Consider the following 17,932-nt stretch of genomic DNA (forward strand, 5'->3'; position numbering starts at 1 on the left):
GATGACCGAATTTCCCATCTGGCGCATCCGCCCGGCCACGGCCGACGATGCCGAAGCGCTTGCGCTGGTGGCTTCCGCGACGTTCCTCGAAAGCTTCGCGGGCTTCGTGGACGGTGCGGGAATCGTGGCGCATTGCCGCAGGCAACACACTGCCGAGAACTACCGCAAGTACCTGGCCCAGGGTGCGAAGGCGTGGCTGGCCGAAGTCGAGCCGGGCCATGCCCCGGTGGGTTATGCGCTGATCTGCGCACCCGAACTGGAAGCCGCACGGGACGGCGATCTCGAACTGAAGCGCATCTATCTGTTCTCGCGCTTCCAAGGATCGATGATCGCGGGCGCCATGATGCGCATCGTGCGCGAAGCGACGACAGCCCTAGGCCACAAGCGGCTGCTGCTGGGCGTGAAGAACGACAACCACCGCGCCCTCGCCTTCTACGCCAAGCACGGCTTCCAGACGATCGGCACCCGGACTTTCGACGTCGGCGGCAAGACCTACGACGATTACGTGCTCGCCCTGAGCCTCGCGAACTGACTTAACGAGAACGACAGACCATGACCTCGATTCATTCCGGCGCCCGTTTCGTCAACATCGGCGAGCGCACCAACGTCACCGGCTCCGCCCGGTTCAAGAAACTGGTCATGGCCGGTGACTATCCCGCCGCCATCGAAGTGGCCCGCCAGCAGGTGGAAAACGGCGCGCAGGTGATCGACGTCAACATGGACGAGGGCCTGCTCGACGCGGTCCACGCAATGACGACCTATCTCAAGCTGATCACGGCCGAGCCGGACATCGCCCGCGTGCCGGTGATGATCGACAGCTCCAAGTGGGAGGTGATCGAGGCCGGGCTCAAGTGCGTGTCGGGCAAGCCGATCGTCAACTCGATCTCGATGAAGGAAGGCGTCGAGCCGTTCCTGGCCCAGGCCCGCAAATGCATGGAATACGGCGCCGCCGTGGTCGTCATGGCTTTCGACGAAACCGGCCAGGCCGACACCCGCGAGCGCAAGATCGAGATCTGCACCCGCGCCTACAACCTGCTGACCGGCATCGGTTTCCCACCCGAGGACATCATTTTCGACCCCAACGTCTTCGCGGTCGCCACCGGCATCGAGGAGCATGACCGCTACGGGCTCGACTTCATCGAGGCGGTCGTCGAGATCCGCAAGGCCTGCCCGCACGTCCACTTCTCGGGCGGCCTTTCCAACCTTTCGTTCTCGTTCCGCGGCAACGAGACGGTGCGCCGCGCCATGCACTCCGTCTTCCTCTACCACGCGATCCCCGCCGGGCTCGACATGGCGATAGTCAATGCCGGCCAGCTCGACGTCTACGACCAGATCGACCCCGCCCTGCGCGAAGCCTGCGAAGACGTCATCATGATGCGCCGCCCCGGCGTGGGCGAAGACGGCAAGACCTCCACCGAACGCCTGATCGAACTGGCCGAAAGCTACAAGGGCAAGGACACCGTCGCTGAAAAGGCCGCCGAGGAATGGCGCGGCTGGGACGTGGTGAAGCGCATCGAACATGCGCTGGTGCGCGGCATCGATGCCTATGTGGTCGAGGATACCGAGGAAGCCCGCGCCGCGATCGCCGCACGCGGCGGTCGGCCCATCGAGGTCATCGAAGGCCCGCTGATGGGCGGCATGAACGTCGTCGGCGACCTGTTCGGCTCGGGCAAGATGTTCCTGCCGCAGGTCGTGAAGTCCGCGCGCGTCATGAAGAAGGCCGTGGCCCACCTCATCCCCTTCATCGAAGCGGAAAAGGACGCCAAGACCAAGGCGAAAGGCCGCATCGTCATGGCCACCGTCAAGGGTGACGTGCATGACATCGGCAAGAACATCGTCGGCGTCGTGCTCCAGTGCAACGGCTACGAAGTGATCGACCTCGGCGTCATGGTACCCTGGTCGAAGATCCTCGAATCGGCCAACGAGAACGAAGCCGACATCATCGGTCTCTCCGGGCTCATCACCCCCTCGCTGGACGAGATGGTGACCGTGGCCGAAGAAATGCAGCGCGCGGAAATGAACATTCCGCTGCTGATCGGCGGCGCCACCACCTCCAAGGTCCACACCGCCCTGCGCATCGACCCGGCCTACAAGAGTCCGGTCGTCCATGTGCTGGACGCCAGCCGCGCGGTCGGCGTCGCCTCGCAACTGCTGTCCGACACCCAGGCCGAACCCTTCGTCGCCTCGGTGGCCGACGAATACGAGAAGGTCCGCGTCGCCCGCGAAGGCAAGGGGCAGAGCGAACTGCTCTCGATTGCCGCTGCCCGTACCAACAGCTTCGGCGCCGACTTTTCGCAGAAGCCCGGCGCACCGCTCAAGCCGGGCCTCCATGTTTTCGAGGAATGGGATCTCACCGAACTGGTCGAGACTTTCGACTGGACGCCGTTCTTCCGCGCCTGGGAACTCGCAGGTACCTACCCCGCCATCCTCGACGATGAAGTGGTGGGCGAAAGCGCGCGCAGCCTGTTCGCCGATGCCAAGGCGATGCTCGCCAGGATCGTCGAGGAAAAGTGGCTCACCGCCAAGGGCGTCTGCGCGTTCTGGCCGGCCGCGACCAAGGGCGACGACGTGATCCTCGGCACCGGCGCCATGGATCCGCAGGTCATCTACGACGCCATCCAGCAGGGCGTCCACGAAGGCCCGGACTTCGTGCGCCTGCCGTTCCTGCGCCAGCAGTTCAAGAAGAGCCGCGGCCGCGCCAACTACTGCCTCTCCGACTTCGTCGATCCGGCGGGCGACTGGCTGGGCGGCTTTGCGGTCGGCATCCACGGGATCGAACCGCACCTCGAACGCTTCCAGGCCGCGCATGACGATTACTCGGACATCCTGCTCAAGGCCCTAGCCGACCGCTTTGCCGAAGCTTTCGCCGAGCGTCTGCATGGCCACGTCCGCACCACGCTCTGGGGCTATGCGCCGGACGAACAGTTCACCAACGAAGCGCTGATCCGCGAGGAATATCGCGGCATCCGACCGGCGCCCGGCTATCCGGCCTGCCCGGATCACTCGCTGAAGCCGATCCTGTTCGACCTGCTCAAGGCCCAGGACAACGCCGGGATCACCCTGACCGAAAGCCAGGCCATGCTGCCCACGGCCGCCGTCTCGGGCTTCTACTTCGGCCACCCGGAAAGCCAATATTTCGGCGTCGCCCGCATCGGCCGCGACCAGCTGGAAGACTATGCCGAGCGGCGCGACGTGGATGTTGCCGTGGCCGAGCGCTGGCTGCGCCCGAACCTCGACTAATGGAGCTTTCCTGACACCTCAGGTGCCCGGACGCCCCGCCAGCGTTTCCGCAGCCTGCCAAAACGCCTCGACGAAAGCCTCATCCTCCACCAGAGGATTGGGCTTTCGCAGCGCGCGTTCGAACCAGTAGCCGCCGCTGGACCGGCCCGGCTCATCTGCCGTGGCGAGCCAGATCACCGTATCCGCGCCTTGCGCCGTGGTGAGTTTCGGCGCGTCGCCATAGGCCGCCTGCACGCTATCGGGCGTGTGCGCGAAGAAATTGCTGCCGACCGTACCGGGATGCACGGAATGGGCGACGATGCCGTCCGCCGCCAGACGCGGCGCCAGCGCCCTTGCGTGAAGCACATTGGCCAGCTTCCCGCTGCAATAGGCCGCGCCGGGATTCCAGTTGGCGAGGTTCTGCAAGTCGGCAAGGTTTATGCCGGGGATCATCTCGCTCCCGTCGGATGCCGTGTTGACGATCCTGACGCTGCCTTCGGGTGCCTGCTTCGCGGCCTTGCGCAGCAACGGCAGCAACCGCGCGGTCAACACGAAAGGCGCAAGGAAATTGGCGACATAGTTCGCCTCCAGGCCCTCTGGCGTCATCACCTGCTCGCGCGCCATGCCGCCGGCATTGTTCACAAGTACGTCGATCCGATCGACCTTCCCCGCGATCTCCTGCCCCAGCCGGTCGGCCTCGGCCAGCAGCGAAAGATCGGCGCGCAGCATCTCGACCGGCGTTCCGCTCGCGGCCAGGTCGGCCTCCGCCTTTGCGCAGCGCCCCGGATCGCGGCCCACACCGATCACCCGGAACCCCTGCCCGGCCAGAGCCCGCGCCGTCTCCAGTCCGATTCCCGAGCTTGCCCCCGTCACGACCGCCACGCGACCTGCCATATCTCTCTCCTCTAATCTCGTTGGCACCATTTCGACTACTCGCGCGATCGAATCGCAAGGTATTGCGGCGGAAACGGAGGAAATCATCGGTTCGGCGGTTTTCAGACCGGTCATCGCTCTGCCATAAGCGCTCCCGTGCATTCCGCCGACCTCCTGCCTGACGCGCACGAAGCGCTCCACGCCACCTTCGGGTTCAACGCCTTTCGCGGCGTACAGGAACAGGTCGTCACCCGTGCGCTTTCGGGTCGCTCCACCCTGGCCGTCATGCCCACCGGCGCGGGCAAGTCGCTGACCTACCAGCTTCCGGCGGTGATGCTGGAAGGGACCTGCGTCGTCGTCTCCCCGCTAATCGCGCTGATGCACGACCAGCTGCGCTCTGCCACCGCCAACGGCATTCGCGCCGCCACCCTGACCAGCGCCGATGCCGATCGCGGCCTCACCATGGACCGGTTCCGGGCGGGCGAGCTGGACTTGCTCTACATTGCCCCGGAACGCGCCAGCCAACCGCATTTCCGCGAACTGCTGGAACAGTCGCGCGTCGCCCTCTTCGCGATCGACGAGGCGCACTGCGTCTCCGAATGGGGCCACGATTTCCGTCCCGACTACCGGCTACTGAGGCCGCTGCTCGAAGCCTTCCCCGAAGTCCCGCGCCTCGCGCTGACGGCCACGGCAGACCATCACACCCGCACAGACATCCTCGCCCAGCTCGGCATCCCCGATGAAGGCCTGATCGTCGCCGGGTTCGACCGCCCCAACATCCGCTACACCATCCGCCCGCGCGACAATGCGATGCGGCAGCTGAAGGCGGTGATGGACGAGAACCCCGGCCCCGGCATCGTCTACGCGCCCACCCGCGCCCGCGTCGAGCAACTGGCGGAAACGCTTGCCTCGGCCACCGGCCGCCGCGTGCTGCCCTATCATGCCGGGCTCGATCCCGAAGTGCGCGCCCGCAACCAGGCGGCTTTCGTCGCCTCGGAAGACATGGTCATGGTGGCCACGGTCGCCTTCGGCATGGGTATCGACAAGCCGGACGTGCGCTTCGTCGCCCACGCGGGCATCCCCAAGTCGATCGAGGCCTATTACCAGGAAACCGGCCGCGCCGGACGAGACGGCGATCCCTCCGTGGCGGTGATGTTCTGGGGCGCCGACGATTTTGCCCGCGCCCGCCAGCGCCTCTCGGAGATCGAGCCGCACCGCCTGCAAAGCGAACGCCAGCGCCTCGATGCCCTGGCCGGGCTTGTCGAAACCGCCGAATGCCGCCGCGCCGTGCTCCTCCGCCATTTCGGAGAGACGCCCGCGCAGACTTGCGGCAATTGCGACAATTGCCTCGAACCGGCGGGCGTGATCGATGTTTCCGAACTGGCTCGCAAGCTGCTCTCGGCGGTCTATCGCACCGGCCAGAGCTACGGCCTGGGCCATCTGGAAAAAGTGCTGACCGGCGCCAGCGACGATCGCGTGCTCCAGCGCGGGCATGACCAGCTTTCGGTCTTCGGCATTCTCACAGCTGACGAGCAACCGTTGCTCAAGCCCCTGGCCCGCGCGCTTCAGGCGCGGGGCAGCCTGCTGCCAACCGAACACGGCGGGTTGTCGCTGGGCGGCGATGCGCGTGAGATCCTGAAGGGCGAGGCGTCCGTCCTGATCGTCGTTCCGCCCAAGCGCGAGAAGAAGCGGCGCGGCGGCCGCAGTGCGGCGGACGGCGGCGCGAATCCGGTGGGCGATCCGCTGTTCGACGCCCTGCGCACCCTGCGCCGCGATCTGGCGCAAGAGGCCGGAGTACCGCCCTATGTGGTGTTCCACGACGCCACCTTGCGCGAAATGGCCGCCGCGCGTCCCTCGTCGTTGGCGGAACTGGGAGAGATCGGCGGCATCGGTGCTCGCAAGCTGGAAGCCTATGGCGAGGCGTTTCTCGGAGTGCTGCGGCAGTTTTGAACCAACCCGGTTTGGCCGTCGTCCCGGACTTGATCCGGGACCGCTGTCAAATCTTTAGGCGCCCCCTTGCGATGACACGCCTCTGGCAAGCGGATTGCCCTGCCCAGAGTTGGGCGCGGCTCAGCCAGCGGTCCCGGATCAAGTCCGGGACGACGATCTTTTCAAACCATCGTCATTTTCAAGCCATGGCCGTTACAGCCATTCGCCATCCGCCCACGAAGGCGTTAAGAGGCCGCATGATCCGCATATTGATCGATGCCGACGCCTGCTCGGTGAAGGACGAAACCTACAAAGTCGCCGCGCGCTACAAGGTGCCGGTCGTAGTAGTCAGCAACAGCCCGATCCGCGTGCCGCAGTCGCCGCTGATTTCGCGCAAGCTGGTGAGCGACGCTTTCGATGCCGCCGATGACTGGATCGTGGAGAACACCGCGCCCGGCACCGTGGTGATCACGGCCGACATTCTGCTGGCGGACCGCTGCCTCAAGCTTGGTGCGGACGTGATGGCGCCCAACGGCAAGCCGTTCACCACGGCATCCATCGGCGGCGCCATCGCCACGCGCGCGATCATGGCCGACCTCAGGGCTGGTGGCGACGTAGTGGGTGGACCGCCGCCTTTCAGCAAGACGGACCGCTCGCGCTACCTCTCCAGCCTGGATCAGACGCTGGTGCAATTGCGGCGCCGGTTTCCAGCTTAGATTTTGTTTTGACGCATTTTCCGAGTCATCAGATGATTCCATCTGATTAGAAAATGCTCTAAACTTCGCGAGGTTCGAAAGAAACCGGGATGGCCAACCGGAACGGCAGGTCGGGCGAGGCGATGCGGGATTCCGTGCCGTTTTCGTGGATCAGGACGGCGCGGCCCACGCCCGGCGTCGCCACCACTGCAACGACGCTTTCCACCCAATAATGCAGCAGCGCCTTGGCCCGCGCCAGTTCGGCGGCTTTGCGGGTGGTGGTGCCGGAAGCTTCCAGTTCGGCTTCCAGTTCGACGATGCGCGCGGTGGCTTCCTCGATCCGGGCATCGCTGCCGGTGGTCTGCTCGCTCATCCTTCGTCTCCCGACCATTCCTGCAAACTAGAGCCGATCGACATTTAGGCCAGGTGGAGCCGCTTCGCAGGCCCGCATGGGCTGAATGTCGATCCGCTCTAGGTGGCCACCGGGCGGGTTAGAGGCAAGCCCCCGGCTATCGCTCTCGCGTTAACCGGGGGACGTAAAATGCATCAGAGCGGATTGTCGAGCTTGATGATCTCTTCCTCGCTCGCGCGCTGGGTGGTCTTGAGCTGGCGCGCGGCAGCGAAGCTGTCGAGCACCGGCTTGTCGCGGGCATAAAGATCGGTGAACGGCTTGAGCTGGCCGTCGATCGAGCGGGCGTAGGTGAAATAGGTCAGGTAGGCCGGGAAAGTCCGGGTCATCTCGACCTTGGTATATTTGCCGGAGCGCGAGATTTCGGCCGCCTCGGTGGCCGACTTCTGCGCGCCCAGGATCGCCATGGTCATGCCCAGCTCCACGGCGCGCTCGGTGCGGATGCAGCCATGGCTGAACGCGCGCACTTCCGAGTTGAAATACTGCTTGGCGGGCGTGTCGTGGAAATAGATCGCGTGCGGGTTGGGCATGTCGATCTTCATCAGGCCGAGCGAGTTGTTCGGGCCCGGCTGCTGGACGACGGTGATGGTGCCGTCGCCGTTCTTGGTGCCCTTGTAACCGGCCGAGCGCGCCCAGCCGGGGTTGTTCAGCACTTTCGCGCCGAGGCCTTCGCCCTTCACGATCGACTGCGGCACCGTCCAGGTGGGGTTGAACACGACCGCGCTCACCGTCTCGGCCAACTGCGGCGTCGCCGTGCGGCCGGGCTTGCCGACCACGGTCTTGTAGCTGCGGATGATCTTGTTCTTGACCACCAGGCGCAGCTGGAACTCCGGAACGTTGGTCATGAGGTAGACGTCGCCCAGGTCGCGCGCGAGCCAGCGCCAGCGATCCATGTTGGCCTGGATCAGCGCGCGGCGCGTCTTGTTGGCCATGGGCGTGGCGTTAAGGTCAGCCTTGAGCGCGGCATAGTCGGGATTGGTTGGCGCCAGCTTGGCGACCACGCCGGCCACGTCGTGCTCGGAAAGCGCCTGAGCCATGATCTGCGCGGTGGGCATGAGATCCTGGTCGGGATCGACGGCGAACCACTGGACGCGCGCGGTCATCGGCGTGCGGCCGTCGCGAAGATCCTCGATCAGCCAGCCGAACACGCGGCTTGCCAGCGCATCGAGTTCGTCGCCCTCGCCCTTGGCGATGGCGGCGCGCAGGGCCGAAGGCTGGTAGTCGGCGGGGATCAGGCCTTCCTTGCCGATATATTCGACGGTGGAGAGCAGCGCCTTCGCATCGGCCAGCGACCAGGCCATGACCGGCTCGGCCAGGATCGTATCCTGCACCATGGGTTGCGAAACCGTGGGGATTGCGGTCGGCACGGCAACCGGCGCGACCACGGGCTGAACGGCCTGCTGGCTTTTCGGCTTCGAGGAGGCCTTGGCCGAAGGGGTCGGCGTCGCGGTCGGTTGCGAAGTCGGCAGGATCGACGTGGGCGAAGAGACGGTCTTCTTCTTGCCCGCATCCTTCTTCGCCGCTTCGCTCTTCGCGTCTGATTTCTGGGCCAGGGCAGGTTGCGCGACAAGACCCGTCGCCGCCACGACCGCCAGCACGCTGCAACCGATGCTCTTCAAACTCGCCATCTTGATCTGAACCCGCCCTTGGTATGCTGGAGTGATGTGGGAGGAAACGCAGCCGCGAAAAATCGGCTGCGATTGGTATCCCGCTTTGCCCCCATATAATCCTTTCTTCAAGGATTTCGCCTGTCGCTGCGATGAATTGCGTGCATTGCCGCTTGCACGCGAGCGCTCGGGCCGCAACAGCCGCAACGCGATGAGCACAGCCGCAAACCCCGATTCCCGAGATCACGGGTCCGTTCTGCCGGTGCTAGCGGTCGTGGCAGGTATCGCCACCTTCAGCGCCATGGATGCCATGATCAAGGGCGCCTCGATCGCGGTGGGCGTCTATACGGCGCTGCTTTTGCGCAATCTTTTCGGCACGTTCCTCACGTTGCCGCTCTGGCTCATGGTCGGTCGGCCGATGCCTTCGCGCCCCGTGCTGAAGGTCCATGTCCTGCGCGCAGCGATCACATCGGCGATGGCTGCACTCTTTTTCTATGGCCTCGTACGAATTCCAATGGCCGAGGGAATCGCGATTTCCTTCGTTTCTCCGATCATCGCGCTCTATTTCGCGGCGCTGGTCCTGGGCGAAACGATCCGCCCCAAAAGTATCCTCGCTTCGCTTCTCGGCATTGCCGGCGTGATGGTAATCGCCCTGGGACGGTTCGGCTTGGGCACTTACTCGGACCAGGCGATCGAGGGAACGATGGCTGTGCTGCTTTCGGCCGGGTTCTACGCAATGAACCTTGTCCTCCAGCGCAAGCAGGCGCTGCTTGCTGGCCCCGTGGAGATCGCGCAGTTCCAGAACCTTCTGGTTTCGTTGATTTTTCTTATCTTCGCGCCGTGGCTGGCGGTAATGCCGGATCCTCACAGCCTCCTGCTGATCCTGGCCGGAGCGGCGCTGGCGACCTTCGCGCTGCTGTTCCTGTCCTGGGGCTATGCCCGCGCCGAGACGCAAGTGCTGCTGCCGATCGAGTATACCGGCTTTCTCTGGGCCGCGCTGTTGGGCTGGCTCATGTTCGGGGAACGGCTCGATCTCCCGACTGTTGCCGGTGCGATAACGATCGTTATCGGCTGCTGGATAGGTGCAAGAAACGCAAAAGTGGAGTCCTAGTCACCACGCCGCGCCCCCTTGACCTTAAGGCCGCGAGCGCGCATCGGCGGGGCCGAAGAATCCGCTTGTCGCGATGCAGCACGGCGATGATTTCCGCAACCTGGGCTAGTGGGTTTCGGAATAGCTGCGCTTCTACCGTGGCACGCTCCATACAGAAGGGGATAATACCCAAATGACCCAGGTCGGACAGGACACGCTCGGCACCCGCAGCACCATGACAGTCGGCGGCAAGCAGATCGCCTACTACTCCCTCAAGAAGGCCGCCGAAAAGATCGGCGACGTTTCGCGCCTTCCGTTCTCGATGAAAGTCCTTCTCGAGAACCTGCTGCGCTTCGAGGACGGCGGCTTCACCGTCGCCACCAAGGACATCCAGGCGATTGCCGACTGGCAGAAGAACCCGGTCACGGGTGACGAAATCCAGTACCGCCCGGCCCGCGTTCTGCTTCAGGACTTCACCGGCGTTCCCTGCGTGGTCGACCTTGCCGCCATGCGCGATGCCATCGCCACCCTGGGCGGCGACACCAGCAAGATCAACCCGCTGGTCCCCGTGAACCTGGTGATCGACCACTCGGTCATGGTCGACGAATTCGGCCACCCCAAGGCGTTCGAAGAGAACGTGGAAATCGAATACCAGCGCAACATGGAGCGCTACGACTTCCTCAAGTGGGGCTCGAAGTCGCTCGACAACTTCTATGCCGTTCCCCCGGGCACCGGCATCTGCCACCAGGTCAACCTGGAGAACATCGCCAAGACGGTATGGTCCAGCAACGACCAGAACGGTGAACTGGTCGCCTATCCCGACACTTGCGTCGGCACCGACAGCCACACCACGATGGTCAACGGCCTGGGCGTGCTGGGCTGGGGCGTCGGCGGCATCGAGGCGGAAGCCGCGATGCTCGGCCAGCCGGTCTCGATGCTCATCCCCGAAGTCGTCGGCTTCAAGCTGACCGGCGAACTGAAGGAAGGCGTGACCGCCACTGACCTCGTGCTCACCTGCACCGCCATGCTGCGCAAGCACGGCGTGGTCGGCCGCTTCGTCGAATACTTCGGCCCCGGCCTCGCCTCGCTGAGCCTTGCCGACCGCGCGACGCTGGCCAACATGGCCCCGGAATACGGCGCCACTTGCGGCTTCTTCGGCATCGACGACAAGACCATCGACTACTTGCGCCTCACCGGCCGCGAGGAAGAGCAGATCGCTCTCGTCGAAGCCTATGCCAAGGAACAGGGCTTCTGGATCGACCCGGCCGCTGCCGACCCGATCTTCTCCTCGACCCTCGAACTCGACATGTCGACCGTCGTGCCGTCGCTCGCCGGCCCGAAGCGTCCGCAGGACTGGGTCGCGCTGCCGGACGTGGACGACGTGTTCAACAAGGACATGGCCGAAACCTACAAGAAGACCGCCGCCCGCGTTCCCGTGGAAGGCAAGGACTTCGACATCGGTGACGGCGACGTCATGATCGCCGCCATCACCAGCTGCACCAACACCTCGAACCCGGGCGTTCTGGTTGCCGCCGGTCTCGTCGCCAAGAAGGCAGACGAACTGGGCCTGAAGCCCAAGCCCTGGGTCAAGACCTCGCTGGCGCCGGGTTCGCAGGTCGTCACCGACTACCTCGAAAAGGCCGGTCTCCAGTCGCACCTCGACAACATCGGCTTCAACCTCGTCGGCTACGGCTGCACCACCTGCATCGGCAACTCGGGCCCGCTCGCGGAGCCGATCTCGAAGGCGATCAACGAGAACGGCCTGGTCGCCAGCGCCGTGATCTCGGGCAACCGCAACTTCGAAGGCCGCGTCTCGCCCGACGTGCGCGCCAACTTCCTGGCCTCGCCGCCGCTGGTCGTCGCCTACGCTCTCAAGGGCACTGTGGTGGAAGACTTCACCACCACCCCGATCGGCGTCAGCAAGGACGGTGTGGACGTGTTCCTCAAGGACATCTGGCCGACCAACCTCGAAGTCAGCACCACGATGAACGCCTGCGTCGACCGCGGCATGTTCCAGGCCCGCTATGCAGACGTCTACAAGGGCGACAAGCACTGGCAGGCGATCAACGTCGTCGGTTCGGACACCTACTCGTGGCGCGCCGGTTCGACCTATGTCGCCAACCCGCCGTACTTCGAGGGCATGGAAATGACCCCGGCGCCGGTGAACGACATCATCGAGGCCAAGCCCCTGCTGATCCTCGGCGATTCGATCACCACCGACCACATCTCGCCGGCCGGTTCGATCAAGGCCGACAGCCCGGCGGGCCAGTGGCTGATGGAGCACCAGGTCGCCAAGGCGGACTTCAACTCCTACGGCTCGCGCCGTGGCCACCACGAAGTGATGATGCGCGGCACCTTCGCCAACATCCGCATCCGCAACGAAATGGTCCCCGGCATCGAAGGCGGCATGAGCCGCTTCGGTGAAGAGATTCTGCCGGTCTACGACGTCGCGCAGAAGTACAAGGAGCAGGGCACGCCGATGGTGGTCGTGGCCGGCAAGGAGTACGGCACCGGTTCGTCGCGCGACTGGGCAGCCAAGGGCACCAACCTGCTGGGCGTCCGCGCCGTGATCGTCGAGAGCTTCGAGCGTATCCACCGCTCGAACCTGGTCGGCATGGGCGTGCTTCCGCTTCAGTTCAAGGATGGCGACAGCCGCCAGTCGCTCGGCCTGACCGGCGACGACGCCTTTACGATCAAGGGCGTCGCCAGCCTGAAGCCGCGCCAGGACGTGGAAGTCGAAGTTACCCGTCCCGACGGTTCGACCTTCACCTTCACCGCGCTCTGCCGCATCGATACCGCCAACGAAGTGGAATACTTCAACAACGGCGGCATCCTGCAGTACGTGCTGCGCAAGCTGGCCGCCTAAAACGCAGCCAGCCGCAAGGCTGAGAAAAAACCCCGTCCCGCGTTCGCGCGGGGCGGGGTTTTTCGTTGGGCGAAGCTGCCGGACGCGCGCGCCCCCAAACCATCTATCCCTCGCGACCCTGATATCCCTCGTCATCCTGAACCAAGTTCAGGACGACGCCGGTTTGCGAGCCAAATCATGAGCGGAGCACGAAAAAGGGGTGAGCGCCCCCCGACGCTCACCCCTTCTCCAGCCCGGCCGCCATGCGCGGCTCCTGGCTGGTTGCGCCCCCTCAGGCAGACTTCTTGCGGGCCAGACGCTGGCGGCCGATCACCGCAGCGGCGGCGGCACCGAACAGGATGAGCATCGGCGGCGCGGGAACGTCGGTCGGCGGCGGCGGAGGCGGCGGATTGTCGCCGCCGGACGAAGTCGACGTCGAGGACGAACCGGAGGTGGAGGAAGACGTCGAACTCGATGACGACGTGCTCGAAGAGGTCGAGGACGAGGTGGACGAGGAACTCGACGTACTGGTGCTGGTCGAGACATCGCCCGAACTGGAAGAGGTGGTGGTCGAGGTGATCCCGCCGGTGGTCGTCGTCGTGGTCAGGCCGCCCGTGGAACTGGAGGTCGAAGTCGATCCCCCCGTAGTGGTGGTGGTGAGGCCGCCCGTCGAGCTGGACGTCGAAGTCGATCCGCCGGTCGTCGTCAGACCGCCGGTCGAGGAGGAACTGGATGTGGAACCGCCGCTGGAGGTGGACGAGATGATGACATTGCCGCCGCCAGACCCACCGCCACCGAAGAACCCTCCGAAGAAGCCCCCCCCGAAGCCACCGAAACCGCCGCCGCCACCGCCGATCACCGCCGGCGCGCCGCCTCCGCCGCCGGCATAGACCGGGGCGGGCGCAGGCGGGACATAAGCGGGTGGCAACGGGACATAGGCCGTTTGCGGCATGTCCGGACGATCGATGATACGGCGCGCGCGGCTTATCTCGCGCGGCGGATCCTTGCGCACCAGCCGCTTGGCAGGGCGCACCGGCTTGGCGGTCTTGGCCTGCTTGACCTTGCGGTATTCGACCTTCTTGCTCTGCGTCTCGGCGACATGCACCGCACCGCCACCGATGATGGCGCAGCCCGCTGCGCAGGCAGACAATTTAGCGAGGGCCATCCGAACCGACATGATCGTCTCTCTCTTCGTTCTGTTCGACCCCGCACCCTCGGAGATGAACTCCATCGGGAAAAATCGGAACCGACTTGAACTGAACAAACGCAGAGAGCGGCTAACGGAACAATGGCATTTACCGAGATTCGACAGTGCCGACGCAGAAAATGCGTTAGTTTTCGGAGACAACCGCGAAGCTGTGCCGAAGCGGGACTGTCGCACCGCCCATCTGTAAACGCGCCCGACAGTTTATTGCGCGAAAAACGCTGCCCGATCAGTCTCCATCCGAATCGAAAAGGCCGCCCTGGGGACCGCCGTTGGGTGGAGTCATGCCGAGATGCTGCCACCCATGATCGTTGAGGCAACGCCCCCGCGCGGTCCGCGCGATCAGCCCGAGCTGGATCAGGTAGGGCTCGATCACCTCTTCGATGGTATCGCGCGGCTCGGACAAGCCGGCCGCCAGCGTTTCGACGCCGACCGGGCCGCCCTTGTAGATTCCCGCGATCATCTTGAGGTAACGGCGGTCCTGCGCATCGAGGCCGATGGAATCGACTTCCAGCCGCGTCAGGGCATCATCCGCGATCTCGTGGGTGATGACATCGCTGCCCGCGACATGGGCGAAATCGCGCACCCGGCGCATCAGCCGGCCCGCGACGCGCGGAGTCCCACGCGCACGGCGGGCGATTTCAGTCGCCCCACCTTTGTCCATGCCGATGCCCAGCAGACCCGCGCCGCGCGTGACGACCTTTTCCAGTTCATCCACGGTGTAGAACTGCAGCCGCACCGGGATGCCGAAGCGGTCGCGCAGCGGCGTTTGCAGCAGGCCCTGACGGGTCGTCGCGCCGACCAGCGTGAAGGGCGGCAGGTCGATGCGCACCGATCGCGCCGAGGGGCCCTCCCCGATGATCAGGTCTAGCGCGCGGTCTTCCATCGCCGGGTAGAGCACTTCCTCGACCACCGGATTGAGGCGGTGGATCTCGTCGATGAACAGCACGTCGCCGTGTTCGAGATTGGTCAGCAGCGCGGCAAGGTCGCCCGCCTTGGCGATGACCGGCCCGGACGTGGCGCGGAAGCCCACGCCCAGTTCGCGCGCGACGATCTGCGCCAGCGTCGTCTTGCCGAGGCCCGGCGGACCGAAGAACAGCGTATGATCCATCGCCTCGCGCCGCGACTTGGCGCTTTCGATGAAGACGCGAAGATTGTCCTTCGCCGCCGCCTGCCCGACGAATTCGGCGAGCGTTTTCGGCCGCAGCGCCGCGTCGGCGTCCTCGGGCTGGCGCGTGGGCGTGAGGATCGGGTTGTCGGTCATAGCCTCGGCGTCTGTCGAGAAATGGATCCTGAAACAAGTTCAGGATGACGATGCTGAATTGGGTGTGTCGTGGATGAAATCTTGGCAACTCCGTCATGCTGAACTTGTTTCAGCATCCATCGGGCCGCACACCCCGCCCTATGCGGGACGAACGCCAGCCTTGCGTCTACATCCTTGCGAGCGGGCACTACGGCACGCTCTACATCGGCGTGACTTCGAACCTTCTCCGTCGGTTGTGGCAGCACCGGAACGACATTCTTCCCGGCTTCACGGCGCGATACGCCGTCCACCGCCTTGTCCATTTCGAGCTGTTCGGCGACATGGAGCGCGCTATCTTGCGGGAGAAGCAGCTGAAGCGCTGGCATCGTCAGTGGAAGATCAGCCTTATCAATGCCGAAAACCCGGAGTGGCGGGATCTGGCGGTAAAGTTTGGCTTGCCGGCGAGGGTTCCGGGCAAACCGCGGGATGGATCCTGAAACGAGTTCAGGATGACGTGGTGTTTGGTTAAGCGGCCTGATCACCCGGCAGCCTTTTTCAGTGCCACGCGGACGAGGTCGTTCAGCCCTGCATCCTCGCCCAGTTCCTCCACCGCCTTGCCGACCGCCATGCTGGCGATCGCGGGCTTGAAGCCGAGGTTCTGGAGGGCGGAAACCGCATCGGCGCTGGAGAACCCGGCCGGTGCGGAAACGGCGCCGAGGCCGGGTGCTCCCGGCGCGGTGGGCATGCCGCCGGCCTTGTCCTTCAACTCGTTGACGATGCGGCTCGCCAGTTTCGGCCCGACGCCGTTGGCGCGCGCGACCATGGCGCTGTCGCCGCCCGCACAGGCGCGTTGCAATTCCTCGGTGGTCAGCGCCGAGAGGATCGCCAGCGCCACTTTCGAACCGACGCCCTGTACCGCCGTCAGCAGGCGGAACCAGTTGCGTTCCGCCCCGCTGGTGAAGCCGATGAGGCGCTGATCGGTTTCGGAAACCTGCATCTCGGTGTGGACGACGACCTTGTCCCCCCGGATGCCGAGATGGTCGAGCGTGCGCGCCGAACAATGGACGAGATAACCGACGCCGTTCACGTCGATGATTGCCCAGTCGGGGCCGGTGTCGTCGAGCAGACCTGTAAGCTTGGCGATCATGGTTTGTTCCTATGGCAGGAACATTCGCCCCGCGCCAGCCCCGTCAAGCCATGGCTGTTGATGCGCGGGCTGCGCAATCGGATCAGCGATGGCTGCCGAGCATGTTCGCATGGGTGATGGCGACCGCCAGCGCGTCCGAAGCATCCTCGCCCGCCAGCTTCACGCCGGGCAGCAGCACCTTGAGCATGTGCTGGATCTGCTTCTTGTCGGCCCCGCCGGTGCCGACCAGCGCCTTCTTGATGACCTTGGTGGAATATTCGGCCACCGGCAGGCCCGCCCGCGCGATCGACAGCATGGCGACGCCCCGTGCCTGGCCCAGCTTGAGCGTGGACTGCGGGTTCACGTTGACGAAGACTTCCTCCACCGCGCCGGTATCGGGGCGATGGTGGAGGATCACGTCGGTGAGCGCTGCGTCCAGCTCGACCAGCCGCTCGGCCATACCGGCCTTGGCATCGGTGCGGATCTGTCCGTTGGCGACGTGGCTGAGGCGACTGCCGCTCTTGGCGACTATCCCCCAGCCCGTGCAGGTCAGGCCCGGATCGAGCCCGATGATGATCATGCTATCCGCCTCTCAGAAGATTTGGCCCAGATCGGAGTGAGAATGGGCATTATCGAGAACCGGAGCGCAGCGTACTTCAGTACGCGAGCACCGGAAGCGCAGAAAACGCCCATTCGCAGCCCGGTATGGGTCAAATCAGCCGAGCTTTTCCATGACCTCGTCGGAGATTTCGTAGTTCCCCCAGACGGTCTGGACGTCGTCGTCGTCTTCGAGGGTATCGACCAGCTTCATCAGGGTGCCGGCGGTGTCGGCGTCGACGTCCACGGAGAGATTGGGCTTCCACGCCAGCTTCACGCCCTCGGCCTCGCCGAGAACCTTTTCCAGTTCGCGGGCGACTTCGTGAAGGGAATCGACCGGTACCCAGATCTGGTGGCTGCCCGGATTCTCGTCGCCATCGCCCATGTCGCTTTCGACATCCTGCGCGCCGGCTTCGATGGCGGCTTCGAGAACCTTGTCCTCGTCACCCGCGCTGCCGGGGTACTCGATCAGGCCGAGACGCTCGAAACCATGCGAAACCGCGCCGCTCGCGCCGAGATTGCCGCCGTTCTTGGAGAAGGCCGTGCGCACGTTGGTGGCGGTGCGGTTGCGGTTGTCGGTCAGCGCCTCGACGATGAGGGCAACGCCGCCGGGGCCGTAGCCTTCGTAGCGCACTTCCTCGTAGTTCTCGGCATCGCCCTTGCTGGCCTTGTCGATCGCGCGCTGGATGTTGTCCTTGGGCATCGACTGCGCCTTGGCCGCGTTGACGGCGGCGCGCAGGCGCGGGTTCATGTCCGGGTCGGGCATGCCCATCTTCGCCGCGACCGTGATTTCGCGGCTGAGCTTGCTGAACTGCGCCGAGCGCTTCTTATCCTGCGCGCCCTTGCGGTGCATGATGTTCTTGAATTTGGAATGGCCTGCCATGGGTCCGCTCTTGCTTCGCTCTTCTGCCTGCCTGCGGATTTCCGCGAGGCCCGGTCAATGAGGTCCAGTGAATGATATGTGCCAAATGACGCAGGGCGCGCCTTACAACAGGGCGGCACCCAAGGGCAACCGCCCGTTCCCGTAGAGCCTGCTCAAGGTGAGGCGTGGCGGCAGCAGAGTGCCCAAACGATTTGAAAAGGAAACGGGCCTAG

At 64.8% G+C, this 17,932-nt stretch carries 15 protein-coding genes; 7 read left to right on the plus strand and 8 right to left on the minus strand.

The window, feature by feature from the left end:
- Nucleotide 1: 1 nt before the first annotated feature.
- On the plus strand, nucleotides 2–532 hold the full coding sequence (locus RT424_RS05115; RefSeq protein ID WP_313434956.1) for a GNAT family N-acetyltransferase: 531 nt from the start codon (nucleotides 2–4) through the stop codon (nucleotides 530–532).
- 20 nt (nucleotides 533–552) lie between these two features.
- Nucleotides 553–3,240 carry a methionine synthase gene (gene metH, locus RT424_RS05120; RefSeq protein ID WP_313434958.1) on the plus strand — a complete coding sequence of 896 codons (2,688 nt, stop codon included), beginning with the start codon at nucleotides 553–555 and terminating at the stop codon, nucleotides 3,238–3,240.
- Between the two features lie 18 nt (nucleotides 3,241–3,258).
- Here metH and RT424_RS05125 read toward each other — a convergent pair whose 3' ends face one another.
- Nucleotides 3,259–4,113, minus strand: coding sequence for an SDR family NAD(P)-dependent oxidoreductase (locus tag RT424_RS05125; protein WP_313434960.1), 855 nt, complete (start codon nucleotides 4,111–4,113; stop codon nucleotides 3,259–3,261).
- Nucleotides 4,114–4,248: 135 nt separating this feature from the next.
- On the opposite strand from RT424_RS05125, the gene recQ reads away from it, so the two are divergent.
- Together recQ and RT424_RS05135 are read left to right on the plus strand one after the other, a co-directional pair.
- Entirely contained in the window at nucleotides 4,249–6,042 is a 1,794-nt protein-coding gene (recQ, locus tag RT424_RS05130; RefSeq protein WP_313434962.1) for a DNA helicase RecQ, read from the plus strand.
- Between the two features lie 236 nt (nucleotides 6,043–6,278).
- Nucleotides 6,279–6,737, plus strand: coding sequence for a YaiI/YqxD family protein (locus RT424_RS05135; RefSeq protein WP_313434964.1), 459 nt, complete (start codon nucleotides 6,279–6,281; stop codon nucleotides 6,735–6,737).
- 58 nt (nucleotides 6,738–6,795) lie between these two features.
- Here the strand turns inward: RT424_RS05135 and RT424_RS05140 are convergent, their stop codons facing one another.
- Together RT424_RS05140 and RT424_RS05145 are read right to left on the minus strand one after the other, a co-directional pair.
- Nucleotides 6,796–7,089: a hypothetical protein gene (locus RT424_RS05140; protein WP_313434966.1), complete on the minus strand. Its 294-nt coding sequence runs from the start codon at nucleotides 7,087–7,089 to the stop codon at nucleotides 6,796–6,798.
- Between the two features lie 173 nt (nucleotides 7,090–7,262).
- Nucleotides 7,263–8,753, minus strand: a complete 1,491-nt coding sequence (locus RT424_RS05145) for a L,D-transpeptidase family protein (RefSeq protein ID WP_313434968.1) — start codon at nucleotides 8,751–8,753, stop codon at nucleotides 7,263–7,265.
- A gap of 190 nt (nucleotides 8,754–8,943) precedes the next feature.
- Between RT424_RS05145 and RT424_RS05150 the strand changes: the two genes are divergently transcribed.
- Together RT424_RS05150 and acnA are read left to right on the plus strand one after the other, a co-directional pair.
- Entirely contained in the window at nucleotides 8,944–9,843 is a 900-nt protein-coding gene (locus RT424_RS05150; protein WP_313434970.1) for a DMT family transporter, read from the plus strand.
- 172 nt (nucleotides 9,844–10,015) lie between these two features.
- Nucleotides 10,016–12,688 (plus strand): aconitate hydratase AcnA, encoded by a 2,673-nt coding sequence (gene acnA / locus RT424_RS05155; RefSeq protein ID WP_313434971.1) that lies wholly within the window; start codon nucleotides 10,016–10,018, stop codon nucleotides 12,686–12,688.
- A 271-nt stretch (nucleotides 12,689–12,959) separates the two neighbouring features.
- Here acnA and RT424_RS05160 read toward each other — a convergent pair whose 3' ends face one another.
- On the minus strand, nucleotides 12,960–13,844 hold the full coding sequence (locus RT424_RS05160) for a PEP-CTERM sorting domain-containing protein (RefSeq protein WP_313434973.1): 885 nt from the start codon (nucleotides 13,842–13,844) through the stop codon (nucleotides 12,960–12,962).
- Nucleotides 13,845–14,100: 256 nt separating this feature from the next.
- Nucleotides 14,101–15,135: a Holliday junction branch migration DNA helicase RuvB gene (ruvB, locus tag RT424_RS05165; protein WP_313434975.1), complete on the minus strand. Its 1,035-nt coding sequence runs from the start codon at nucleotides 15,133–15,135 to the stop codon at nucleotides 14,101–14,103.
- Nucleotides 15,136–15,275: 140 nt separating this feature from the next.
- Between ruvB and RT424_RS05170 the strand changes: the two genes are divergently transcribed.
- Nucleotides 15,276–15,611: a GIY-YIG nuclease family protein gene (locus tag RT424_RS05170; RefSeq protein ID WP_313434977.1), complete on the plus strand. Its 336-nt coding sequence runs from the start codon at nucleotides 15,276–15,278 to the stop codon at nucleotides 15,609–15,611.
- 41 nt (nucleotides 15,612–15,652) lie between these two features.
- On the opposite strand, the gene ruvA is transcribed toward RT424_RS05170, so the two are convergent.
- The 3 genes from ruvA to RT424_RS05185 all read right to left on the minus strand — a co-directional run bounded on the left by ruvA (nucleotide 15,653) and on the right by RT424_RS05185 (nucleotide 17,720).
- Nucleotides 15,653–16,261 carry a Holliday junction branch migration protein RuvA gene (gene ruvA, locus RT424_RS05175; protein ID WP_313434979.1) on the minus strand — a complete coding sequence of 203 codons (609 nt, stop codon included), beginning with the start codon at nucleotides 16,259–16,261 and terminating at the stop codon, nucleotides 15,653–15,655.
- An 82-nt stretch (nucleotides 16,262–16,343) separates the two neighbouring features.
- A complete protein-coding gene (gene ruvC / locus RT424_RS05180) occupies nucleotides 16,344–16,820 on the minus strand; it encodes a crossover junction endodeoxyribonuclease RuvC (RefSeq protein ID WP_313434981.1) in 477 nt (158 codons plus the stop codon).
- Nucleotides 16,821–16,955: 135 nt separating this feature from the next.
- On the minus strand, nucleotides 16,956–17,720 hold the full coding sequence (locus RT424_RS05185) for a YebC/PmpR family DNA-binding transcriptional regulator (RefSeq protein ID WP_313434983.1): 765 nt from the start codon (nucleotides 17,718–17,720) through the stop codon (nucleotides 16,956–16,958).
- Between the last annotated feature and the right edge of the window lie 212 nt (nucleotides 17,721–17,932).

The organism is Novosphingobium sp., from assembly GCF_032093395.1.
GTDB lineage: Bacteria > Pseudomonadota > Alphaproteobacteria > Sphingomonadales > Sphingomonadaceae > Novosphingobium.